This window comes from Marinobacterium marisflavi, from assembly GCF_982447095.1.
Genome location: NZ_OZ457898.1, coordinates 348,893 through 371,846, shown reverse-complemented (window position 1 = coordinate 371,846; position 22,954 = coordinate 348,893). Strand labels below are relative to the sequence as shown.

The following is a 22,954-nucleotide window of genomic DNA, read 5'->3' as shown; positions in this document are numbered from 1 at the left end:
TCTTACTTAAAAACTGTAAGTAAAGTAGGCACGAACTTCCGACTCGTCCGCCGCACCATCATTTGTTCGTTTTGTCGCCTTAACACCCACTCGGCTGTCGCCATCGCCCAAATCGATAATTCGCTCGTAACCCAGCACCATCTGCAATGGGTAAGCCACGCCCTGCTCCTCTTGGAAGTCGTATTCACCGTAGGCATCACGCGCCAATTTGAACTCGTAGATATTTTTTGACGCATGAACCACCGTACCCGCCACGGATGCAAAATTGGTAACAGGCACCTGTGCAAAGACGGGTTGCTGTTTACCCACTGCGAAGTTCATATTGAGACGGATCGCATCGGTAGGGTTTAGGACTAAACGCCCCTCAACCTTCGTAACCTTCTCAGCACCACGCCCTGCATCGGGGAAAGCCCCCGTATCAAAATTCATAATGCTAGAGTCAGTCTTGCCCTTAAAATCAATGTGTGTCATACCGATATTAAAGGCGACTGGGGCATCCTCACGCAGGTAATTATCCCACTCGTAGAAGTAAGTATTTGGGGTTGTATCGTAGGTAGCGAAAAGCTCAACAGCATCAGCTTCTCGGTTGCTTGTAACCGAAAACGGCGAGACAACTGTGGTTTCCGTCGTTGTGATTGACCGGGTAATCTTCTTACCGCGCGCGGCTTGAGCTGCTAGCGACAACGCATCAACCAAATTGCGACGCGCGAATAGACGAGGTTTAAACATCCAGTTACCGCGAATGATCTCACCCGTGAGCTCTACAGACTTCTTGTTCCCCAATTCTGAGTAAGGAAGACCTGTTGTCCATATTTCTTGATGCTCACCAGCGTCGGCCACAAGACCCGCGTAATTAAACTCGACATACGCGCTTACACCACCTGAGAACTTCTCTGTAACGCGCGCTTTTACGGCATATGCGTCTGCTGAGTCTACCTCATCTGAGTAGACGTTCGCGCCATCGTCATAGAGAAAGCTCTGCCCCACTTTCTCAGCGCCCGAACGCAACAAACCGAGGTCAAGAGATGCTGTATCGGATAGTTCAAATCCGCCTTGAAGTGAAAACTGCTGATCGTTAACCCCATCGGTAGTATCGCTAGAGGCTATGAATGAATATTGCTTCTTATCACCAAACTGGTACTTCGCCATAATCATCGGCTCAGCACCCCAGTAGATCTGCTTACCACCCACCACTTTAAGACCGTCGAGAGAGCCTTTACCAACAAACTCGACACCTGCAGGCGCTTTGGCATTCCAGGTATCCTGATCAGCCATGTTGGTGGTTTCGCGCATCAGACCAAACGCGTCACCTTCGTAACCCCAGTGGTAACGTGGAACATGGTAGAAGAGATTCAGGTCATACTCGTCTCCAATGTGACTTGCTGTAAAGCTGTATACCTCAACTTTCTTGCCACCATTCGGATAGTCTTGGGCTTCTAAGCGATCACCGTACTTGAAGTAGATGTCACTGTCCGATGACTTAGTCATGGCATTCAACGTCATTTCACCTGCGAACCCCAGCCCTGTTAAACCCAGGTCGAGAAAGAGCGAATTACCACCATCCAACTGGCGCGCGGCACCGTTCTTTACGAGGCCGTCAACGGTCAAACTACCGCCAAGCAGCTCAACGGGCAGATCAGGCCCACGCGCAATCGCAGATGTTGAAAAGGTACTTGCAGCAATAATTGCCGAAGCAAGAATGGATGGAGAGAACGTCTTCGTATCAGTAATCACTGTATGATCCTGCCCTGTTATCGTTATTTTCGGCGCGAGGCCGGCTAATTATCATGAAATCGTTTTCATGATATTGCTACAAGCCGGAATAGAAAGCAAGCCAACCATCAAGCTAATGGCGTTAATTCATATGAAAAAAGGACATTTTTCGATCACAAAGCAGGCGGGATTTAATCATTGAAAATGATTTCATAATTCCAGTTTGAATTTGACGCCCAGAAAAAGAATAAGCCACCCTAGGATGACTTTTCACACTGCCGATCTATACGAACTCTGTAACCGGCAATTAACTGGTAAGTGCCTGCTTATCTACCTCGCGTATAAGCGGGGCAACCGATTCCCGCTCTATCAATTTCGTCTTGAAACTTCCACCCAACGGTGAACCTTTTCGATAAATTTCATTGAACGCACTGTCAGCGGCACGCTTGGCCATCTCAAAATTCGGAGCATGCATCGTTGTGAGCGGTGGGGTTAGGAAGCGACCTAACAGAATATCGTCGTAGCCGATGACTGATAGGTTTTCCGGTATTCGTAATCCGCGGTCTTTCGCCCACGAGTAAACACCGATCGCAGACTCATCGTTGCCTACTACGACTGCTGTGAAATTTGCACCTCGCTCAGACAGCTGCTGCATCCCTTCAATCCCGCCTTGCACTTCAAAGCTGGTTCGTGCAATTAAGTCATCGAGCACAGGAATGCCGGCTTCTCGTAGAGCCGTTTTATAGCCCTTGACTCGATCGTTAGCATCCTGTTTGAACTCCTGTGCGCTGATGCAAGCAATCTCTGTGTGCCCGTTATCCAACAAGTATTTAGTTGCGCGATAACCACCATCAACATCGTCGAGCAACATCACCCGGTTTTCCATACCGTCATAATACTGATTGATCATATAGGCAGGGATTCTCGCAGTTAAGTCAGAAACGTAGCGTTGCTCCAACCATTCCGTTAGTAGAATGAGGCCATCCACTTGACGGCTTAGCAAGAATTCAACGGCTTCAATCTCGCTTTCGGTAGTACCCGAACCACTAGCGATCAACAGGTGTTTGCCACGTTCCCGGAGTGCCGATTCAACGCCAGCAATCATGGGGCCGTAGAAAGGACCGTCCAGACCGGCTACCACCATTCCAATTGTATTCGACCGTTTTGATGAGAGCGATTGCGCCGCCGAGTTGGGTTTGTAGCCCAGTTTGTCCATCGCCTCCTGAACACGTTGGCGGGTCTCAGGCTTTACAACTGCGTTACCACTGGTAACGCGTGACACAGTAGACGGGGAAACACCCGCAAGCTTTGCAACTTCTAATATATTCGATCTATTCATTGGATAATCTCTTACGACAGACGAATTCTACCTCATTCGACTGCGAAACAACGAACAAAGTGATCAGAAGCAATCTGTTTTACCCCGGGCATCTCCCGACTGCAGCGATCGGTAGCGAGCGTACACCTTGAAACAAACGGGCAGCCAACGGAGTCAGGCTTCCACAACGGGATCTGATTCTTCGTTTTGCTATCAGCACGTTTCACATCTCGCTGGCGCCCTACCTCGGGTACTGCGCTGAGCAAAAGCTGAGTGTAAGGGTGTCTTGGTTTCTGCGTCACCGAGTCACTCTCGCCCCACTCCACCATATGCCCGACATACATCACTGCCGTGCGCTCAGCAAAGTATCGAGCTGTAGCGATATCGTGGGTAATGTATAGAAAACCTATGCCTTCGTCTTTCATATCCGCCATCAGGTTGAGAATGCCCAAACGGATAGAGACATCGAGCATGGAGATGGGTTCGTCCGCCAGGATGAAACGCGCGCCTGTCGCAACAGCACGCGCGATGGCGACACGCTGACGCTGACCACCAGAGAGCTCGTGCGGGTATTTATCGGCCGTCTGCGCCGCAGGGGTTAGCCCTACCTTCTCAAGCATCTCGAGCATGTGTTGCTCAACCGCCTCACCTTTGAGATGAGGCATGTGTATCTTTATTGGGCGATACAGGTGATGGCGAATTGTGTGCACTGGATTCAGCGATCCAAAAGGATCCTGAAAAATCATCTGCACCTGCTTGGCCAATGCGCCCTGAGCTATGGGAGCAGCTTTGTCGTTGATATCCTTGCCGTTGAGGCGCAAGGTTCCACTAGCCGGCTCGTAAAGGCGAGTTAACGCCCGCGCACAGGTACTTTTACCACTGCCAGATTCGCCGACAATCGCCAGTGCCTCGCCCGCTTTAATTGAAAAACTTACATCGTTAACGGCGCGCATATATTGGCGATTGAACAGCGCGTTATCGAGCGCAAAGTCGATTACAAGCCCGTCTACCTCTAGCTGTTCAACGTCACTAACGGACTGCTTCATTTCAACCACCTTGGCATCTACTGACTGGTTCATACAAGCTCACCCTCCTCAACTAGGTGGCAAGCGACAAGCCGCTCGGACCCGCCTGCTATGCGTTTAAGAGGTGGCATAGCTGAAATACACTGATCGACACACTCCCCACAACGCGCCTGAAAATAGCATCCATCAGGAACCTCAAGCAGGTTAAGCGGGTTACCCGGTATCCCCTCCAAACGGGTCTTTGGCCCGAATATCGTGGGGAAGGATTTAAGCAAACCACGTGTGTACGGATGTTTAGGGGCAGCCATCAATTCGCTAGATGCCCCAAGCTCCACCATCTTCCCAGCGTACATTACGCCAATGCGGTCAGTGATCTCGCCCATCAAGCCAAGGTCATGCGAGATGAACAAAATTGCGAAACCGAACTGCTCTTTGAGCTCATATAGCTGATCCATGATCTCACGTTCAACCACCACATCCAGCGCTGTAGTCGGCTCGTCCATAATAATAAGTTTCGGACGCAGAATCAGAGCAATAGCGATCACGACACGTTGGCGCATACCACCCGACAACTGATGCGGATAGGACTCCATGCGCGAGGCGTGAATACCAACCAACTCCAGATTTTTGATCGCTCGTTCACGAGCATCAGCAGGGCTAACATCTTCGTGCGCCAAAACAACATCGGTAAGCTGCTCACCAATTGTTATCACGGGGTTCAAGGCGTTCATCGCGCTCTGGAAAACCATACTCGCTTTGGCCCAGCGGAAACCACGTAGTTCCTCCTCAGACATTTTGAGAACGTCCTGGCCCTCAAAGAGTATCTCACCACCAGTGATCAGAGCAGGCGCGCTGTGTAGGTTTGCGATAGCAAACGCCAATGTGCTCTTACCACAGCCCGACTCACCTGCAAGACCTACAGTCTCTCCTGGATAGATGTCTAGATCTACATTATTGACCGCGCGTGCGTTACCCGAATCAGTAACGTAATCCACGCAGAGGTTTCTGATCTCAAGTAAAGGAGTGCTCATGCTGCGGCCCTCCGTGCTTCGACATCAGCCTTCATTCGACGCCAAGTCTTAATGTACCCACCCGTCTTAAGTTTCGGGTTAGCCACCTGGTCAATCGACATATTGAGCAACGCAAGACCACCGCCAAATATCGCAATTGCAGCACCTGGAACAACCATGTCCCACCAAGCACCTACGATAAAGGCTGAATTGGATTGAGCCCAGAACAGCATGGTGCCCCACGTGATGATAGTTGGGTCACCCAACCCGAGGAACTCAAGGCCAGCCTCTGCCATAAGCGCATAAATACACGTACCCATAGCCCCACCAACCACGATGCTCGTAAGATTTGGCAGGATTTCAACGAAGATGATGCGTAATTTTGATTCGCCCATGACCTCGGCAGCGAGGACAAACTCCTTATTTCTTACCGCCATCGTCTGACTGCGAATGACGCGAGCTCCCCACGCCCAGGATGACAGCCCAATGATCAGTGCGATGACCAATGGCCCCACCTGCCCTACAAAGGCCGCAATGATGATGAGCAAAGGCAATTGCGGGAAAACCAATACGATATTTGTGGTCGACATCAAAATCTCGTCGACGCGCCCACCAAAATACCCGGCACTTACGCCCACCGCCACAGCGATTACGGTAGTAATTGCAGCAGCAGAGAAAGCAACAAGCAGCGAGATCTTGCCACCATGAAGAACTTGACTGAATACATCTTTGCCTGAACGCGTTGAGCCCAAGAGCAGTTCGGCGCTAGGCGGCTGATGTCCCCTTGCCACACGTTTATTGGGGTCATTCTCGGCAATCGCACCAGCGAAGACGCTCAAAAGAATCATCGATGCGACGATAAACGAGCCAATAATTGCGGCCGGATTACCCTTGTAGAAACGACGTAAAAACTTAAAAAACTTGTTTGAAAACATAATATTGCTCCGTGCTACGCAATTGGATCTACTTGCGCAGCCTTGGGTCCAGCCAAAGATTCAATAGGTCTGCAATGAAGTTAAAGACCAAAACGAATACGACGATCATCAGGAAGCAGGCCTGCATCGTCGGATAGTCACGCGCTGCGAGTGCTTTGAAGAGCAGAAGCCCAACCCCTGGGTAGTTAAATACTGTCTCGATAAAGATTGCACCCGCCATCACGAAGCCGACCTGCATGGATACAGCGGTCACCACCGGAAGCAGTGCGTTGCGAGCCGCGTAGTGGGTCATTACGCGACGGTTTGACAACCCCTTGGCGCGCGCCATGGTGATGTAGTCCTCGCCCAAAACATTGATCATCGCGTTGCGCATATTGAAGATCCAAGCCCCGATGCCGCCTATGATCATGCAAAGAATTGGTAATACCGCATGGTGAAGCACGCTAGACACGTACTCTAGCGTCCAGCCTGGATCGAGGTCAGGGTTGGCCCCGTAGGAAAGTGGGAACCACTTCCAGCTCAGCGCCAATATAAAGAATAAGAAAAGCGCAGTAACAGGCTGCGGCATCGCACCCATGAAGGCCCAGAATGCTGGCATGAAGCGGTCGGTGAAGCCGCCACGGTTGTAGGCCGCAAAGGTGCCGATGATCAGACCGATCATCACACAGATCACCGTAGACATACCTGCTAAGCCCAGTGTCCATGGCAGTTTAACTGCCAACAGCTCGGTAACTGGCAAAGGGAAAAGCATAATCGTTGGGCCGAGGTCCCAAGTAAAGATGCTCTTCATATACTGCAGATACTGTACCCACAACGGGCCATCTACGAAGCCGAGCATCTCCTTGTAAGCTTGCAGTGTCTCCAACGGCATACGGCCCTGCGCGCTGGCAAACAGTGCATCCACCGGGTCGCCTGGCATCAGCCTGGGGATCAGAAAGTTAAACGAAATGGCTATGAGTATCGCCACCAAATAGAACGCAAAGCGCCTGAGGATAAAGCTCATGACTGCACCCGTAAGATACGATTAAAGCGTGCCACAGAGCGTGGCCGAAAACTGCTCGCGAGGCAAAACCCCGCGAGCGACATGATTTACTTAGCGTAAAGCTGCTCAAACACGAGGAGTTTGTTACCGCCGTTATAGAAAACTGGCTGCACAAAATCATTCTCTTCAGTCGGCCATCCGCCAATACGCGTAGCGTTGTACTGATACCAGGTCGGGTTAGAGAAGAGTGGGACGAACGGCAGATTTTCGGATGTAAACTCCATCAACTCTGCCAGAATCGCTTTCCGACGCGCCTCATCAACAGTGGCGGAGTACTCATCGATAAGCTTGTCCACTTTTTCACTGCTGATACCGTGGTTAGTGTGCCAAGAGAGGCCCTGCTGAGCGGTGTAGAAGTAGTCGCGGTAGGCTTGGATTGGATCTTCGCCGTTGGTGCGCGACCAGTTAATTGAGGCCTGGTAGGTACCCTCTTTCAGCGCACTGTCGTAAACAGACCAATCAACCGTTTTGGTGTTCGCTTTGATACCGACTTCAGCAAGGAACTCGCTTACCATCTGCACAGTCTGAACCCAGTCCGTCCAACCATTTACAACATGAATGTCGAAATTAATCTCAGAACCGTCTGGGTTTTCAACAAAGCCATCACCATCAACATCTTTAAAGCCAGCTTCCTCAAGCAACTCCATCGCGCGCTCTGGGTTGTACTCAGCAAGGTAGTTGTACTTGCTATTTACCTCATCATTGAGGTGGGTCTTAAAGAACTCGCCGATACCTGAAACCTGAGTCTCAACTGTTGGATAACCATAGGCTGCCAAATCTACGATCAACTCACGATCCATCGCCATTGAGAAAGCTTGACGGAAGCGGACATCGCTAAACGGGAGCTCTCGCGTGTTCAGATATACGTTAATCAGGTCATTAGCAGGGTACCAATAGCCATGCGTCTCAGGGTTAGCTGCTACATATGTCTTATCGATATCTGAAATGAAGTTTGAACCCCAATCAATTTCGTCATTAATCAGAGCAGCCTGAATCTGGGAGTTATCGGTGTACTGACGGAACTTGATACAGTCGAGGTACGGAAGCCCCTCAGCGGCTTTGTAGTAATTCGGATTACGACAGATTTCGATCTGATTATCGCGTACCTGTTTAACTTCCGTGATAGGACCAGAACCAACCGGGTTAGGGTTTTTAAATGTGGACAGATCTTCTACACCGGCGAATATGTGTTCCGGCACTACATGCAGACGCGGCAGATGCCAATCGATAGTGCCATCCTTAGCACTGAAATTAATCTTCACAGTAAGATCATCCAGCTTTTCCACAGAACTGAATTTCTTCGAGCCCCACTGGCCCGTTGCATCAAGCTTGGCATCATCTCGGCCGAGGTTAAGGGAAAACACGAGATCATCTGCATTCAACGCCTGACCATCTGACCAAGTGAGGCCACTCTTGAGCTTAATGGTCATCGACATCAGATCTTTGGCGTAGGTGTAGTTCTCGGCTAGACGCCAGTTGATATCCCCTTTGAGCGTGTTAATTACGTACAGTGGCTCGTACATGGTTCCGCTTACCATGTCGGCCTGGGCACCAGAGTAGGGGTTAAAGTCCTCTACGAATGTCTGTGTGATAATAGGGACGGTCAACGTGCCGCCCTGAGCATGCGCACCAGCGGCATGTGCGATATTCACAGTTGCTACAACAGTAGCTATGGCTGTAGCGATACCAAGCTTTTTCATTGTTATTCCTCTGCCCATTGATTTAAATGTCTACTCAATCAGAGCTGTGCTTTACGGATTTATGGCAACGTTTTCAGGCTTAACTGCTCAGCCTTTACTTTATCTAACCATAAGCATGAAAACGATTTCATCAAATGTAGCGAATCAGCTTTAGTTTGTAAACTACTTTCAATCAGGTGTTACTGAGTCCTAGGGAATTATCGAGGCATTGGATCAAAGGAAAAACTAGAGGATATGGGGCGGATTCAAAAATCATCCGACTGAGCCACTAAATAGGTGCCACCCATACCATCATCAACGACAGTAAAGTTTATGGGATTACAGCAGACCGTGCAGTCGCAGACGAACGCGTCGGTGCCCTCGTCTGGCTCGTAAACAATCTCTATGCTCTCCCAACAAAATGGGCATTGAACAGTGTCACTCGGTAGCATCTCTGACTCCTCTGCTTTGCTGTCAGTACGCACGACAGCAGCATTAGGGTCAGCGGAATCAGCCTAGTAGCCGTCTCATTGGCAAGGTGGCGAGCGCACTCTGTATCGCGCCCGCTTCAAACGGCTTGGTAATCACGCGTTGCGCACCTGCACGTTCAACGGCAGCAAGCCTCTGCGCATCAGTATCAGCGGTCACTACGATAATCATTGGAGGAGCGCCTGACTCTGAAGTGGTTAACTTCTCCACGATCTGAGTGCCGTCTCCGTCAGGGAGCGATAGATCGACAATGATTGCGTCTGGCGGCATGTCATGGATCAACAAATCAGCTGCAGCAAGGTTGGAGCAGTAGGACACATTTGCTTCGATGGCACAGAGTTCATCTGCGTAGAGTGTTTGGTAGAGAGGATCATCCTCTACCACAATTATCTCGACAGCATCATTCACGGTGGTTGCCCTGCTCTTCTGTCTGCTTCAACCGGCCGCTCTGAGAGAGTTGCTTAAAAGCATCGATGATCGACTCTTTGGTTAACGGTTTATTGAGCACCAAGTCCGCACCTGCATCGAGCAGATCCAAGCGTTGCTCGCCAATAGTTGCCGCAGTGACTCCAATAATTGGCCCCTTAAAACCTTGAGCACGCATCGCCTTGATCATCTCTGGGCCGTTAACTTGCGGCATGAAGTAGTCGGTGAGCACAAGATCATACGCTTCTGAGAATCGTTCTAAACCGACAGCGCCGTTCTCAGCGACATCCACGCTCGCAACGACCTGCCCAACCAATTTCTGACCTAGCATCCTGAGCACTGCTTCGTCTTCAACCATAAGAACTTTGAGTTCACTGAACTGCTTCAGGCGTTGTGCTTCAGACTCTGATGCAACTTCGACGGGCGACTCAGCGGACTCACGCACCAGCGGTACAGTGACTCTGAATTCGCTACCCCGATTCGCCCCTTGGCGTAATCGGTAATTCACCGAACCGCCTAGCTCTTCAATCCAGCTTTTTGCTATATACAAGCCAAAACCGCTGCCGTCAGATTTGGAGTGGCCGCGCTCACCCGCTGAGAACAACCTTTGAACCATCGCCTCGGGGATACCGACTCCATCATCCAGGACAACCCACTGCAGATAATCATCACCGAGCCCATCTTGATAGATACGGGAGATCAAACTGACGCGCGACCCGTCTGCGTGCAGACAGGCATTCTTGATTAGATTGGCAACCGCGTGACGCACTCGGTAGCTATCACTGGAGAACGACTGTGTTGCCGAGCGGATTGGGAGGGCGTTGCGCTGCAAGTACTGCATACCGGTCGCAGAGACAATCGATGCAACACTGGTGGATATTTGCTCATTCAACTCCTCAACAGTAAAGGTCTCCAAGCGAATCGGCCGCTTCAAATCTGGATTTACCAACATGCGCATATCATCAATCGTGTTGAGCAAATCCCGACTAGACCGCAAAATGTCAGATTTGCGCTCCAGCAGTTCAGCGTCACTGCTCTCGTTGACCATCATCATGATAGCCGCGACCGGTGTGCGTAACTCGTGAGCTACCATACCGAAGAGCTGATTACGCTTCTCTTGCAAAGTCTGCAAAGCATGGTTGGCTCTTTTTAGCTCTGATGCAACTCTCTCTGATTCACGCTGGCTATGCATCAGGTCAGTAATATCCCGCGTCACAAAGGTGACACTACTGATCGGCTGTACAACCTGATCAGGCAAACAGATCGTTTGGTGGGTTCTATTCCGATGTCCAGATTGTATGCCGGGATGCGTCTTACGACACTCTTTGCCAGTTTTCAGTACATCCATAATCATCTGTCCGAATAGCGATCGAGGTTCATGTAGATTCAACCGCCCAAACTCTTGCCAACTCAGCGTGCCGCCAGGCTTCAGGCTATGTACCTCAGCGAAGCGGTCGCCGTAAGCAACAGTAGAACTCTTGACGTTATAGGTCCAATACACCATATCGACAGCACTACTCACAGCTTCTAGTCTTGCTAAAGTCTCTTGGGCTGCATGACGTGCTGAATCGCTGCGTAACCTTGCCTCCTCACTATCCAGAACCGCACGCTCTAGGTTGATCTCTGCTAATTTGAGCTCCGTGACGTCAGTACTCGCCGCAACAACACCGATTACCCCTCCTCGCTCATCAGCAACAGGCTCGAGCTGTAGTTTCATCCACCGGCCTTTCAAACCATGCTGAGTCGTCTGGAACACTTGTTCAGTATGCCGCTTAGAGGTAACGACACGCTCCATCGCATCTTCAACTACCTCTCGAACGTTCGGAGATAGCCTCGCGATATAGTCATTGAAGTTAAGTCTTTGATCTTCGGACAACCCCCAACGGTGTGCGAAGGTTGAGTTATAACTCATCTGATTAGCGGTTAGATCTAGATGCCAGTAGGCGCTTCCTGTCTTCTCAGCAACGAACTTAGTTTGCGCTAACAACTCCTCAGTTCTATCCGCTCTTTTTAGTTTGAACGCTAGTAGAAGCGAGAATAACGGCCCGAGTACAACCAAACTGCCAAATACAACAGGCTCAGCCTCTGGCCCCAGATACGCGTGAGTGTACAGACTGTAACTGACGGAACTAATTACAAGGGGTAAGAATCCCAACAACATCACCCAGGCCTGCTTATCGCCTGCCCGCAGTGCATTGATGATGAGATACCCGATAGCCAGCATTGCAAGGAATGAGCCCCCAGCCGCATAAATATGTCGAGCACCCGACGGTGCGACAGGGACGATGCTCGCTGTGTAAAGGACAGCCGCCGCAATAATTGAGCTCCTCAATTTCTTGATAAACACGTTATTGTGGCGCTGGAAAGCACACTCGATCAGTAAATAGGCTGTTACAAAGAGCAAGGCCCGAGCGGCCATCTCTATCGCTAGTTGATTGGTGGTGATTCCCACCAACTCATACAACCGGGTGGAGCTAAGGATCAGCAGTGCGGTCGAAGCCAGAAATGCGCAAAGATACCAGTAGATTGGTGACCTTAGATAGAACGCTATCACAAGGTTGAATAGCAGTAGCGTTATCGCTACTGCCGTTAACCCAGCGTCAACTGCAGCACCACGTGCCTCAATCCGTTGGGCGACCTCGCCGTCAACGACGCTGTAACCCAGGTTAATCACGTGTTGACCGCTGATGCGATAATAGACGACGTCAGTTTGACGCTCTTCAAAGTTATGCGGGAAACTGATCGCTGTGCCGGAGGAAGCCCGCAGGTTTAAAGGTACGTCGGCGCCATGTTCTCTCTGTCGAAACCCCTCGCTTATCTTTTTGAATTCAACAACAGAGCCGAGCCGATTAGATTCAAAAACGACATACCTATGGCTGGCTTCAGTTGAGAGGTTGGAGATTCGTACCTTGAGCCAAAAAACCGCATCCGTAACGCCGCGGGCGGTCTGCTGAGTCTCCGTAAACCATTGAGGGTTTTGGGAAACATCAAAAATCGTCTGCTGTCCTTCGCTATCTTCGAACAAAAGAATAGGCTGGTCTGCACAGACAACCCAAGAAGTCAGGAGTAGAGAGAGCGCTAGGGCTAGTCTCGCTGCCATTGTCGGTTCCTCACTTTTATCTGCATAAAGTGAATTCCCTTAATTTTTTACTTTTGTGCATCTCATGACTATCGACCCAGAAGTGACAGATGTCTATAAGAAAAAGTCTTAATATTCCATTAGATCCTGTTTTGTAGACCTATTGAGTACCTCCAAAACTTGAGTTGAGTGTCAGTACTTTTATTTTCGGCCCTGAAAATAGGAAAAACCAATTAAATAACCACTCTCACTGTAAGAATCAAATCTTCAAAACGAGATATGTTTAGCCATTGTCTTTATTTATCAAACCAACCAAGAAACAAAATAAACGCAAAAAGCCGCCCATTGGCGGCTTCTCGTTGATACGCAGAGTGTTACTCCGCTGGGTTGATCTCCAACAGCTCAACCTCAAACACCAGCGTAGCGTTAGGACCGATCATCTCGCCCGCTCCGCCAGGACCGTAAGCCAGTTCTGATGGGATGACCAGACGTGCCTTCCCGCCTTGATTCATCAACTGCAGACCTTCGGTCCAGCCACGAATCACACCTGTCAGCGGGAAGGTTACCGGCTCACCCCGGCCGTATGAGCTATCGAACTCCTGACCGGTAATCAGCGTGCCGCGGTAATGAACTTTTACACTATCTTCCGCAGTGGGTTGCGCACCCTCGCCCTGCTCCATAATTTCGATCTGTAGACCGGAGGCCGTAGTGGTTACACCGGCTTTCTTGCCGTTCTCTTCGCGATAAGCCTTGCCCTGCTCCAAGTTTTCGACGGCAACGGCAGCTGCTTGCTCGCGCTGCGCTTCCATCTTAGCTTGCTGGAAGGCACGCATCTGCTCGGCGATCTCGCCATCAGTCATCAGCGGTTCAGCGCCGGTGAACAGATCCTCAATACCCTGTTTAAGCATATCGAAATCCAAGGTATCAAAATCCGGCTTCAAACGCTGGCCGAGTATGTAACCCAGACCGTAGCTCAATTTCTGTTCGTCAGTCTGTGGCGCGTGTGAGCCAGCCAGTACCACACCTGAGGTCAGTGTGCTGGCCAGTGCGACTGTTAAAATCGCTTTTTTCATTGGGTTAGTTCCTAAATAGACTTTGAATGCTGTATCAACTAAGACTAGGCTGACAACCTAAGATGAATTCCACATGAAAACAACCTCTGGAGGAAATTAATAAGTCGCGACCTGCGACTTTGCGGCAGATCCCTCCCACAAATGCAGCGTACGACAGCGAGGATGATATCTAGCTCTTTACCAACACTTCGATGTGTGCCGCTACTGAACGACCGAGAGCACTAAGGTTGTAGCCACCTTCGAGCATAGAGACAATGCGACCATCGGCATGCTTGTCAGCCAGTTTCATCAGCTCAAGCGTAATCCAGCGATAATCCTCTTCGACTAATTTAATCTGCGCTAGCGGATCCTCAGCATGAGCATCAAAGCCCGCGGAGATCAGAATAAGTTCAGGCGCGAACGCATCAATATCGGCAAACCAAGGCGTCACAGCCTCGCGAAAAATAGCACCATCACTTCCGCGAGCGAGGGGTGTGTGAATTACATTCGGTTTGGCTGCGCTAATGTCTGGAAACGGGTAATAGTTGGCCTGGTAGGAGGAGTAGAGCCGAATCCGTTCATCACCCTCTACGATATTCTCCGTACCGTTGCCATGGTGAACATCAAAGTCGACAATCACCACGCGTTTCAAACCACGATGATTCAGCGCATGATGTGCAGCAATGGCGATGTTACCCAACACGCAAAAGCCCATAGCTCCGTCGCGTAACGCATGATGGCCCGGCGGACGCACGGCACAGAAAGCACGCCTATTGTTGGTATCTAAGACCGCATCAACCGCTGCAATACCAGCTCCGGCTGCGCGCCGAGCTGCTTTCCAGGTATGCTGCATCATCGCAGTGTCGGGGTCTAGTTGAACCTCAGGATTCACCTCCCCCTCTTTGACCCGTAGCGCCAGCCAGCCATCTTTCTCGATAAGGTTGTCGATGTAGGCGGCTTGATGGGTCTGCTTCAGCTGTTCGATTTCGGCGAGCGGTGCTTTGTCATTAAGTTCGAGCTCATCACTCGCAAACTCCTCAAGCGATTGGCGGATAGAGGCCAAACGCTGTGGCGACTCAGGGTGACTGTCGCCCATATTGTGTAGCTCAAAGTCGGTGTGAGTGAATAGCGTTAAGGCCATCGCTTAACTCCTCTCGCTAATTAATTTCTGATAAGCAATTATTAGGGGCTGCATCCTTTGGGAGGGGCGCGGTATACGATTGAGCTCGAGCACATCAGCTATTGTTGCTGCCAGATCAATAGCCTCCCCGGACGGCCTTCCTTCCAACCACTGATAAAGCATAGCCAACTCAACCCGCTCGCAGTTCAACTCCACCTGTTTGTAGGCCTGGTAGAGTTTCTCTAGCTCGGGATGGTCCGCTAACTGCGGTTTGAGCGCCATACGTCGTTGGCGCATGGGTAAGACTTCGATGTTGTGCCAAGCCTCAATCTCTTTCGGGATTGGGCCGGGCCAAGCTCGCCCAGTCTCAACACACCACAGAGCAGCGAGTAGCTGATTGACCCGCGCACCCTCAGTTTGTAGTGCTAACAGCGGCTCGCTCAGCCTTGGGTAGACCTCCAGTGCAAACTCCCAGAGCGGGTTTTGCAACCTAATGCCGTCAGGGATCACAGACAACTCCAATAGCGAAAGTTTTCCCTATGCTAGCACGCTTTTTGGTACTATCCGCGACCATGATCAGACTCGAAAACCTCAGCCTGCTGCGCGGCTCTACAAAACTTCTCGACGGCGCCAACTTGAGCGTCCATTCCGGCTGGAAATTGGCCCTCGTGGGTGCCAATGGTGCAGGCAAATCGAGTCTATTCAAACTACTTTTGGGCGAGCTACATGCGGACGCCGGTGATCTCAGTGTACCTGACCGCAAGCAGATAGCGCATATGGCGCAAGAGGTCTCGAGTAGTGATCGAACAGCACTGAATTACGTGCTGGATGGCGACCTGCAACTGCGCGATATTCAAGCAAAACTGGCGCAAGCAGAGGCTGATCACAGCACCGAGGTGGGTACCCTGCATGCCGAGCTGGAAGCGATAGACGGCTATCGCGCTGAATCACGCGCCCATCAACTGCTGGACGGCCTCGGCTTTAGCACAGCCGATGCGTCAAAATCGGTTAATGCCTTCTCGGGTGGTTGGCGTATTCGCTTGAACCTTGCCCAAGCACTGATGAGTCGCTCTGATCTACTGTTACTGGACGAGCCCACCAACCACTTGGATCTAGACGCCACGCTCTGGCTAGAGAGCTGGCTGCGCAACTACCCCGGTACGCTAATTCTGATCTCGCATGACCGCACCTTCATTGACGCTGTCGCGAGTCACGTTGTACATCTTCACCAGCGCAAGCTGCACCTTTATAAAGGTAACTACAGTGCTTACGAGCGCATGCGTGCGGAGCGTCTAGCGCAGCAGCAGGCAGCCTACGTGAAGCAGCAAGAGCGCGTTGCACAGATTGAGGACTTCGTGCGTCGCTTTAAAGCTAAAGCGAGCAAAGCGAAACAGGCTCAGAGCCGAATCAAAGAACTCGAGCGCATGGAGATGATCTCGGCGGCTCATATCGACAGTCCGTTTACCTTCCGCTTTGATAGCTCCGATAAAATCTCATCGCCGCTGTTAAATTTATACCAAGCTGATTTGGGTTACCCCGGAGCAAAAATTCTCGACGGAATTAAATTAAGCCTTGTACCTGGACAGCGTATCGGCCTGCTGGGGCGCAACGGCGCCGGCAAATCGACCCTAGTGAAATCCCTGATGGGTGATCTCGAACTTATTAGTGGTGCGCGCCAGGCCGGCGAACATCTGAGCGTTGGTTACTTTGCCCAGCATCAACTTGAAGCGCTCGACCTCGAGGCTTCAGCGATGCTGCATCTGCAGCGCATGGATCCTAAGGCGAGCGAAGCGAATCTGCGGTCATTCTTGGGTAGCTTTGGCTTTAGCGGGGATGATGCACTGGAGCCGATTAAACGCTTCTCTGGTGGTGAGAAGGCGCGTTTAGCCCTGGCTCTGATTGCTTGGCGTAAGCCAAACTTGCTGCTACTCGACGAACCGACCAACCACCTAGATCTAGAAGTGCGCCACGCGTTAACGCTGGCCCTGCAGAGCTTTGAGGGTGCCATCATTCTGGTGTCGCACGATCGTCACCTGTTGGCAAACTCCGTTGACCAGTTCCTGCTCGTAGCAGACGGTAAGGTGGAGGAGTTCTCTGGCGACCTAGACGACTACCATCAGTGGTTGGCATCACAGCGCTCAGAGGCTAAACCGCAGATCACTACCGAGAGTCGCGGTGCCAGTGCAGCTGATCGCAAAGAGCAGAAGCGCCTTGAAGCTGCACGACGCGCCAAACTGCGCCCCCTAAAACAGCAGGTCGAAAAGCTTGAGGAGCTGGTCGATAGCATCAGCACAAAACTCGAGCAGGTAGAGAATCAGCTTGCTGACCCTGACATCTACAGCGATGAGCGCAAAGTTGAGCTGAAGGAGTTGCTGGCACAACAAGCTGAGCTATCCAGCAGGCTCAATCAAGCTGAGAACGACTGGATGGAGCGCCAGGAAGCGCTGGACGAACTTGAGGCGTCGCTGTAGATCGGGGCTCGTTCAACTCGGTGTCGGCTTGAAAACGCACCTACCTGATTCAAAAATCTCTTCTATATTTCTCGTAGCAGTCTGAACAGTAAAGGGCGCCGTAAGCCTGAAAGCAGACTGCTGCATTAACTTTAGGAGAGCACAGATGCAAACTCAGCAACAACAAGCTTCAAACGAGGTTTTGCACATCCCCCAGGTCGCGTTCGACTGGTACGATGAGTATGCGCATGGAGATATTGATAGACGGACCTTCTTAGCACGCCTCGGCACACTGGGAATCGCCGGCCTGACTCTGGGCGCGATGACCGCAGCACTAACACCGAACTACGCTCTGGCGCATCAGGTCGACTTTACCGACCCAGACATCAAGGGCACCTACGTAAAATTTGACTCACCTATGGGCCATGGCGAAGGCCGCGGTTACCTAGTCGTACCCACCGGCGTCGATGAGATGAACGAGGCACCGACTGTTCTGGTTGCCCATGAGAATCGCGGCCTCAACCCCTACATCGAAGATGTGGCTCGACGTCTCGCCAAGGCTGGTTTTATCGCCTTTGCCCCAGACGCGCTCTACCCGCTCGGTGGCTACCCCGGCAATGACGATGATGGCCGTGCGATGCAGAAGACCCTTGATCGCGGCAAGATTGAGCAGGACTTTATCGCCGCCTCCAAGATGCTGAAAAACCACAGCTTCAGCAATGGCAAACTGGGTATGGTCGGCTTCTGCTTCGGTGGCTACTTAGTCAACAAGCTCGCAGTTGATCTCGGTGCCGACCTTAACGCCGGCGTCCCCTTCTACGGCACCCCTGCGAGTGAGGGCTTTGAGAATATCACTGCACCACTGGTGATTCAGTTTGCTGAATTGGATAAACGCGTAAATGCCACCTGGCCAGAGTACCAAGCGGTACTTGATAAGCTAGGCAAAAGCTACACTGCGCACGTTTACCCGCAGACTAATCACGGTTTTCACAACGACTCTACCGGTCGCTATGACGAGGCGGCTGCAGAGTTGGCATGGAGCCGAACCGTTGAGTTCTTTAAGGCTGAATTAGCCTAGGGCGCTTTAGGTGGCGTGCTACGCTCGCTCCCGATCTGTAGGAGCGAGCACAGCACGCGATAACTTATCCATTCAATTGCGAAACCGTCTCTGCAATCTCTTCGCGCATACCCTCAAACAGCTGCACGGCCTCTTCAATCTGCTGATACCTGAGCCCAAGCTTTTCGGTGATACCCTCCGGTAGCGCCTCAACCGGGCCGTCACTAAAACCCTGTTCGCGTAAAAGTCGATTACAGAGACTCAACAACATGGCCATAGCTGAGCCCTGCGGCGCATGCTCGGGTTGATTCTGCCATTCAATAGCTTCAACCAGTGTGTTCGGCAAAGCCCAGTGACGGAAGAGCCAAGCAGCCAGTTGTGCACTATCAATTCCCAGCAGACTGCGCTCGAGGCGCCAAGCTTCGATATGCGGGTTTAGCTCGATAGCTCGACAGAGTTTGGCGTGCTGCGGTGGAAAAAGGTGAGCCAGAATAAGAGTCCCAAAGTTGTGCAGCAAGCCGGTCAAATAGACCAACCCCATGGAGGGTCGGCGCGTGACTGGGATCTGACGGGCCAACAACTCCGACAAGCGAGCTGTAGCCAGTGCTCGCGTCCAGAAGGGTACAGCGCCGCGCGGCCCCTTCACTTCAAAATTGAGCTCACTGCTGAGCAGCATAGAGATACTCAGGTTAAGCACTAGGTCATAGCCAAGGATACGTACCACTGCGTCATCAATTGACTTGGCCCGTCCAGGCGCAGCGAACATCGGTGAATTCGCCCAGGCTACCACCTGTGAGCTCAAACTGGGGTCGGAGCTGACCAAAGGCACAAGCTCTCCGATACCTGCATCAGGATTGCCACGTAACTGCAGCAGTTTTTGAGTTGTTGGTGAAAGGGTGGGGATAGAGAGGGTCTCTTCGATACGCTCTCCGATACGGCGTTGAGTGTGCTCGAACAGCGCAGAGTCTATCTGTTTATCCAAGCTATCATCGGGCGTCTTAACAGGCGCAATTCGACGGCCCAGATTAGCGCGCGGCATATCTTTTAAGCGGGTCTCTGCAAGATCCATATCGATCAGCATACCGGTTGTCGCCTCGAGTAAGAGGGGCTCGTCGGCTCTAACAGAGCTGTCCGCTAGGACAGGGAGGCCATCAAAAAGCTTAGCTTGACCTTCGGGACGGCGCATACCTGGCTGGCGAAAGTATCGCTGTAGCGCGGCTGGAGAGATAGCGCGGAGTTGGCGGTCGGTCGCCTCCTCCAATAGATCCGCTTTGAGTTCCATATCAGCAGGGATAACGAGCAGGTGCTTGCCCAGCTCATCCTGCATCATCAGAAGCCTGAGGTTCTGCCCCTGTTGCTCCATAGCCACACTCCAATCTACGGGATCGGGAGACTCGGAGCTCCCTAAACTATTGACGTGTAACGCGCGTTACCTGTCGCACTGTTTTGAGTTTTCTCATCACTCGCGCAAGGTGTACTCGGTTATGCACGGTGAGCTCCATGGAGACGGCGTTCATCTGGCCATCTTTTTCACCGGAGTCCACCTTAAGAAGGTTAGCACCTGCAGCCGATACCGCCATTGCCAATTGCGCAATCATGCCGCGCTGTGATTCGACCTGAAGCTGCAATACCACCGGGTACTCATCATCATTTGTCTCTGACCACTCGAGGTAGATAGTACGCTGCTCTTCGTCTTTCGATTTCTTCTTATGGTTACGGCAATCTGCGCGGTGTACCACCAATCCACGACCCGTCGAAATATTGCCAATTATGCTATCACCAGGAATTGGATGACAGCAGCGGGCATAATGCATCACCATACCCTCAGCACCACGTATACCCACCGCCGCACCGCGAGCACGATCTTGCTGAGCTTCCGAGGCCTCAATAAAAGGATCGGGCTGCAGCATTCGAGCAACGACATAGGCCATACGGTTACCCATACCGATATCCTCGAGCAGATCATCAAGCTTATTGAGATCAGCGCTTTTAAGCAATTGTTCCAACTTTTCAGAGTCCACCTGCTCAATGCTCAGGTCATAGGTCGCCAAGAACTGATTCAACAGACGGCGTCCCAACTCCACGGACTCATGCCGCTGCTGATTTTTTAGGAAGTGACGAATCGAAGTCCGTGCCTTCCCGGTTACAACAAAATTGAGCCACGCCATGTTGGGCTGGGCTCGCGGTGTGGTGATAATCTCAACTGTCTGACCAGTCGATAGCGGCTCAGATAGCGGCGCGAGTCTGCGGTCGATACGACAGGAGACACAGGAGTTGCCGATATCCGTATGCACCGCATAGGCAAAATCGACCGGCGTGGAGCCACGTGGCAGCTCGAATATTTTCCCTTTAGGGGTGAACACATACACCTCATCAGGGAAGAGATCCTTCTTCACACTGTCGATAAACTCCATAGAGTCACCGGCTCGCTGCTGCATCTCCAACAGCCCTTCAACCCATTTTCGTGCACGGTTGTAGGAGCCGACTGCGCTCTCTGAGTCGCCATACACTTTGTAGTGGCTGTGCTCAGCAATACCCTGGCTGGCAACCGCATCCATCTCTTTGGTGCGGATCTGCACCTCAATGGTGATGTTGCGCGCACCAAAAAGATCGGTATGCAGCGATTGATAACCATTAGCTTTGGGGATGGCGATATAATCTTTAAAACGACCCGGAACTGGCTTGAAGAGGTTGTGAACTGCGCCCAAAATACGATAACAGTCATCAACTGTTTCGGTCACAATTCGGAACGCAAACACATCCATGATGCTGGCAAAAGATCGATTCTCGCTCTTCATCTTACGGTAGATGGAGTAGAGGTGCTTTTCGCGACCGGTGACAATGCCGCTCATGTGCTCTTGATCCAGGCGCTTCTGAATTGCCTGCTGAATCTCAGTAATGATGTCCTTGCGCTGCCCGCGCGCTTTTACCACCGCACGGCGGATATATTTAGCGCGCATCGGATGGAAAGCCTGAAAGGCTAAGTCCTCCAACTCGACCTGCAGATCACGCATACCCAAACGTGCGGCGATCGGCGCATAGATATCCAGTGTCTCTTTTGCAATGCGACGCTGCTTATCAGGGCGCATCGCACCGAGAGTGCGCATATTGTGCAAGCGGTCGGCAAGCTTCACGATGATAACGCGGATATCCTCCGCCATCGCCAGCACCATTTTCTGAAAGTTCTCAGCTTGGGCTTCAGCCTTGGTTTCAAACTCAAGATGCGTCAGTTTGGAGACGCCATCAACGATAGTCGCGACCTGTTCACCAAACTGAGTATGTATGCCCTCATAACTGATCTCAGTATCTTCGATGACATCGTGCAACATCGCCGCAATCAAACTGTCATGGTCCATATGCATCTCTGACAGAACATTGGCAACAGCGAGGGGATGAGTCACGTAGGGTTCGCCGCTTTTGCGGCGTTGGCCATCATGTGCCTGCTCGGCATAGAAATAGGCGCGCCTAACCCGCTGGATCTGTGCAGGATCCAGGTAGTCGTGAAGGCGTTCGGAGAGTGCGTCTATGTTTGGCATCATCTATCAGTATAGAGGGTTACTGCGTAGATGATGCCGCAAAGGCGAGGGAGTTGGAAGCTTACTCGGCTTCTTGTTCGTCAAGAACGGCTGGTGTGGTCAGACCTTCTGCAACTTCACGCAGAGCGACAACAGTCGGCTTGTCGTTTTCCCACTCAACCTTAGGGTCTTTGCCGCCAACCTGGATCTGGCGAGCACGCTTAGATGCAACCATAACCAACTCAAAGCGGTTTTCTACGTTATCCAGGCAATCTTCAACTGTTACGCGAGCCATTTAACAAGCCTCAAACTATTTACACTAAATTTCGGAACCGGCGATTGTACAGATTATCACCACCCTAAGACAAGAGCGCCGCCAATAGATGCTCGTGATTCTGTGCCTGAGTCGGCTGTTGCAGACGTGTCGCAAGGAAGATCGCGTGTAGCTCCTGCAGTGCCGTTTGGAAATCGTCGTTAATCACCAAGTAATCATACTCACCATAATGTGACATCTCGCTGATTGCCTGGGACATACGCTGCTCAATCACTTCGTGTGAATCGGTGCCGCGGCTGTGCAGGCGACTCTCCAGCTCTTCACGACTGGGTGGCAGAATAAAGATAGACAGCGCTTCAGGAACGAGGCGACGCACCTGCTGCGCACCCTGCCAATCAATCTCAAGAATCACATCACGGCCTTTATCCAGCTGGTCCTGTACCCAGAGCTGCGAGGTTCCATACTTGTTTGTGAAAACTTCTGCGTACTCCAGGAAAGCGCCGCGGGCAATCAACTCATCAAACTCTTCCGTTGAGACAAAGTTGTAAGCAACGCCATTCTCTTCGCCCCAGCGCGGCTCGCGCGTGGTGTGCGAGACTGACACCATGATCTTACGATCACGCTCCAACAGCTGCTTAACCAGACTAGTTTTACCCGCACCTGAGGGTGCAGAGACGATGTAGAGCGTACCTTTAGAGTGCATAAGCCGATGATGTGCCTTGGGGATATGAGCGAATGGTGTAAATGTAGCAAAAAATGAGGATTTTTAG

Annotated in this window: 19 protein-coding genes; 2 read left to right on the top strand and 17 right to left on the bottom strand. The window is 51.5% G+C overall.

The features are described 5' to 3' along the window. Nucleotides 1-6 precede the first annotated feature (6 nt). From AC1WNR_RS01755 to AC1WNR_RS01695, 13 genes are all read right to left on the bottom strand, one after another. The gene (locus AC1WNR_RS01755) at nucleotides 7-1,734 is read right to left on the bottom strand and encodes a hypothetical protein (RefSeq protein WP_481642824.1); all 1,728 of its coding nucleotides are present in this window, start codon (nucleotides 1,732-1,734) and stop codon (nucleotides 7-9) included. A 286-nt stretch (nucleotides 1,735-2,020) separates the two neighbouring features. Beyond that, complete coding sequence (locus AC1WNR_RS01750; RefSeq protein WP_481642823.1) at nucleotides 2,021-3,052, bottom strand: LacI family DNA-binding transcriptional regulator; 1,032 nt, start codon at nucleotides 3,050-3,052, stop codon at nucleotides 2,021-2,023. Between the two features lie 32 nt (nucleotides 3,053-3,084). Continuing rightward, nucleotides 3,085-4,110, bottom strand: coding sequence for an ABC transporter ATP-binding protein (locus AC1WNR_RS01745; protein WP_481642822.1), 1,026 nt, complete (start codon nucleotides 4,108-4,110; stop codon nucleotides 3,085-3,087). Beyond that, nucleotides 4,107-5,087, bottom strand: coding sequence for an ABC transporter ATP-binding protein (locus tag AC1WNR_RS01740; RefSeq protein WP_481642821.1), 981 nt, complete (start codon nucleotides 5,085-5,087; stop codon nucleotides 4,107-4,109). The genes AC1WNR_RS01745 and AC1WNR_RS01740 overlap by 4 nt, the downstream gene beginning before the upstream one ends. Next, nucleotides 5,084-6,001, bottom strand: a complete 918-nt coding sequence (locus tag AC1WNR_RS01735) for an ABC transporter permease (RefSeq protein ID WP_481642820.1) — start codon at nucleotides 5,999-6,001, stop codon at nucleotides 5,084-5,086. Before AC1WNR_RS01735 ends, AC1WNR_RS01740 begins: the two co-directional genes overlap by 4 nt. 28 nt (nucleotides 6,002-6,029) lie before the next feature. Continuing rightward, nucleotides 6,030-7,004, bottom strand: coding sequence for an ABC transporter permease (locus tag AC1WNR_RS01730; protein WP_481642819.1), 975 nt, complete (start codon nucleotides 7,002-7,004; stop codon nucleotides 6,030-6,032). Nucleotides 7,005-7,090: 86 nt separating this feature from the next. Further along, nucleotides 7,091-8,743, bottom strand: coding sequence for an ABC transporter substrate-binding protein (locus AC1WNR_RS01725; RefSeq protein WP_481642818.1), 1,653 nt, complete (start codon nucleotides 8,741-8,743; stop codon nucleotides 7,091-7,093). 245 nt (nucleotides 8,744-8,988) lie between these two features. Beyond that, nucleotides 8,989-9,174 (bottom strand): zinc ribbon domain-containing protein, encoded by a 186-nt coding sequence (locus AC1WNR_RS01720; RefSeq protein WP_481642817.1) that lies wholly within the window; start codon nucleotides 9,172-9,174, stop codon nucleotides 8,989-8,991. 58 nt (nucleotides 9,175-9,232) lie between these two features. Beyond that, nucleotides 9,233-9,619 (bottom strand): response regulator, encoded by a 387-nt coding sequence (locus AC1WNR_RS01715; RefSeq protein WP_481642816.1) that lies wholly within the window; start codon nucleotides 9,617-9,619, stop codon nucleotides 9,233-9,235. Next, the gene (locus AC1WNR_RS01710) at nucleotides 9,612-12,737 is read right to left on the bottom strand and encodes an ATP-binding protein (RefSeq protein ID WP_481642815.1); all 3,126 of its coding nucleotides are present in this window, start codon (nucleotides 12,735-12,737) and stop codon (nucleotides 9,612-9,614) included. The genes AC1WNR_RS01715 and AC1WNR_RS01710 overlap by 8 nt, the downstream gene beginning before the upstream one ends. Nucleotides 12,738-13,090: 353 nt before the next feature. Continuing rightward, a complete protein-coding gene (locus AC1WNR_RS01705) occupies nucleotides 13,091-13,789 on the bottom strand; it encodes an FKBP-type peptidyl-prolyl cis-trans isomerase (protein ID WP_481642814.1) in 699 nt (232 codons plus the stop codon). Between the two features lie 169 nt (nucleotides 13,790-13,958). After that, on the bottom strand, nucleotides 13,959-14,909 hold the full coding sequence (locus AC1WNR_RS01700) for a histone deacetylase family protein (RefSeq protein WP_481642813.1): 951 nt from the start codon (nucleotides 14,907-14,909) through the stop codon (nucleotides 13,959-13,961). Between the two features lie 3 nt (nucleotides 14,910-14,912). Further along, complete coding sequence (locus AC1WNR_RS01695) at nucleotides 14,913-15,398, bottom strand: DUF2390 domain-containing protein (protein ID WP_481642812.1); 486 nt, start codon at nucleotides 15,396-15,398, stop codon at nucleotides 14,913-14,915. 62 nt (nucleotides 15,399-15,460) lie between these two features. Between AC1WNR_RS01695 and AC1WNR_RS01690 the strand changes: the two genes are divergently transcribed. Both AC1WNR_RS01690 and AC1WNR_RS01685 read left to right on the top strand, forming a co-directional pair. Continuing rightward, a complete protein-coding gene (locus AC1WNR_RS01690; protein WP_481642811.1) occupies nucleotides 15,461-17,359 on the top strand; it encodes an ATP-binding cassette domain-containing protein in 1,899 nt (632 codons plus the stop codon). 145 nt (nucleotides 17,360-17,504) lie between these two features. After that, entirely contained in the window at nucleotides 17,505-18,416 is a 912-nt protein-coding gene (locus AC1WNR_RS01685) for a dienelactone hydrolase family protein (protein WP_481642810.1), read from the top strand. Nucleotides 18,417-18,480: 64 nt separating this feature from the next. Here AC1WNR_RS01685 and AC1WNR_RS01680 read toward each other — a convergent pair whose 3' ends face one another. The 4 genes from AC1WNR_RS01680 to gmk all read right to left on the bottom strand — a co-directional run bounded on the left by AC1WNR_RS01680 (nucleotide 18,481) and on the right by gmk (nucleotide 22,887). After that, nucleotides 18,481-19,758, bottom strand: a complete 1,278-nt coding sequence (locus AC1WNR_RS01680) for an HDOD domain-containing protein (RefSeq protein WP_481642809.1) — start codon at nucleotides 19,756-19,758, stop codon at nucleotides 18,481-18,483. Nucleotides 19,759-19,804: 46 nt separating this feature from the next. Further along, the gene (locus AC1WNR_RS01675; protein ID WP_481642808.1) at nucleotides 19,805-21,931 is read right to left on the bottom strand and encodes a RelA/SpoT family protein; all 2,127 of its coding nucleotides are present in this window, start codon (nucleotides 21,929-21,931) and stop codon (nucleotides 19,805-19,807) included. A gap of 61 nt (nucleotides 21,932-21,992) precedes the next feature. Next, nucleotides 21,993-22,205 (bottom strand): DNA-directed RNA polymerase subunit omega, encoded by a 213-nt coding sequence (gene rpoZ, locus AC1WNR_RS01670; RefSeq protein WP_481642807.1) that lies wholly within the window; start codon nucleotides 22,203-22,205, stop codon nucleotides 21,993-21,995. A gap of 64 nt (nucleotides 22,206-22,269) precedes the next feature. Next, a complete protein-coding gene (gmk, locus tag AC1WNR_RS01665; protein WP_481642806.1) occupies nucleotides 22,270-22,887 on the bottom strand; it encodes a guanylate kinase in 618 nt (205 codons plus the stop codon). Nucleotides 22,888-22,954 lie beyond the last annotated feature (67 nt).

Coding starts and splice junctions, on each gene's coding strand:
- AC1WNR_RS01750 (WP_481642823.1), bottom strand. CDS start 3,052: ATGAATAGATCGAATATATTAGAAGTTGCAAAGCTTGCGGGTGTTTCC.
- AC1WNR_RS01745 (WP_481642822.1), bottom strand. CDS start 4,110: ATGAACCAGTCAGTAGATGCCAAGGTGGTTGAAATGAAGCAGTCCGTT.
- AC1WNR_RS01740 (WP_481642821.1), bottom strand. CDS start 5,087: ATGAGCACTCCTTTACTTGAGATCAGAAACCTCTGCGTGGATTACGTT.
- AC1WNR_RS01735 (WP_481642820.1), bottom strand. CDS start 6,001: ATGTTTTCAAACAAGTTTTTTAAGTTTTTACGTCGTTTCTACAAGGGT.
- AC1WNR_RS01730 (WP_481642819.1), bottom strand. CDS start 7,004: ATGAGCTTTATCCTCAGGCGCTTTGCGTTCTATTTGGTGGCGATACTC.
- AC1WNR_RS01725 (WP_481642818.1), bottom strand. CDS start 8,743: ATGAAAAAGCTTGGTATCGCTACAGCCATAGCTACTGTTGTAGCAACT.
- AC1WNR_RS01720 (WP_481642817.1), bottom strand. CDS start 9,174: ATGCTACCGAGTGACACTGTTCAATGCCCATTTTGTTGGGAGAGCATA.
- AC1WNR_RS01710 (WP_481642815.1), bottom strand. CDS start 12,737: ATGGCAGCGAGACTAGCCCTAGCGCTCTCTCTACTCCTGACTTCTTGG.
- AC1WNR_RS01705 (WP_481642814.1), bottom strand. CDS start 13,789: ATGAAAAAAGCGATTTTAACAGTCGCACTGGCCAGCACACTGACCTCA.
- AC1WNR_RS01700 (WP_481642813.1), bottom strand. CDS start 14,909: ATGGCCTTAACGCTATTCACTCACACCGACTTTGAGCTACACAATATG.
- AC1WNR_RS01690 (WP_481642811.1), top strand. CDS start 15,461: ATGATCAGACTCGAAAACCTCAGCCTGCTGCGCGGCTCTACAAAACTT.
- AC1WNR_RS01685 (WP_481642810.1), top strand. CDS start 17,505: ATGCAAACTCAGCAACAACAAGCTTCAAACGAGGTTTTGCACATCCCC.
- AC1WNR_RS01680 (WP_481642809.1), bottom strand. CDS start 19,758: ATGGAGCAACAGGGGCAGAACCTCAGGCTTCTGATGATGCAGGATGAG.
- AC1WNR_RS01675 (WP_481642808.1), bottom strand. CDS start 21,931: ATGCCAAACATAGACGCACTCTCCGAACGCCTTCACGACTACCTGGAT.
- rpoZ (WP_481642807.1), bottom strand. CDS start 22,205: ATGGCTCGCGTAACAGTTGAAGATTGCCTGGATAACGTAGAAAACCGC.
- gmk (WP_481642806.1), bottom strand. CDS start 22,887: ATGCACTCTAAAGGTACGCTCTACATCGTCTCTGCACCCTCAGGTGCG.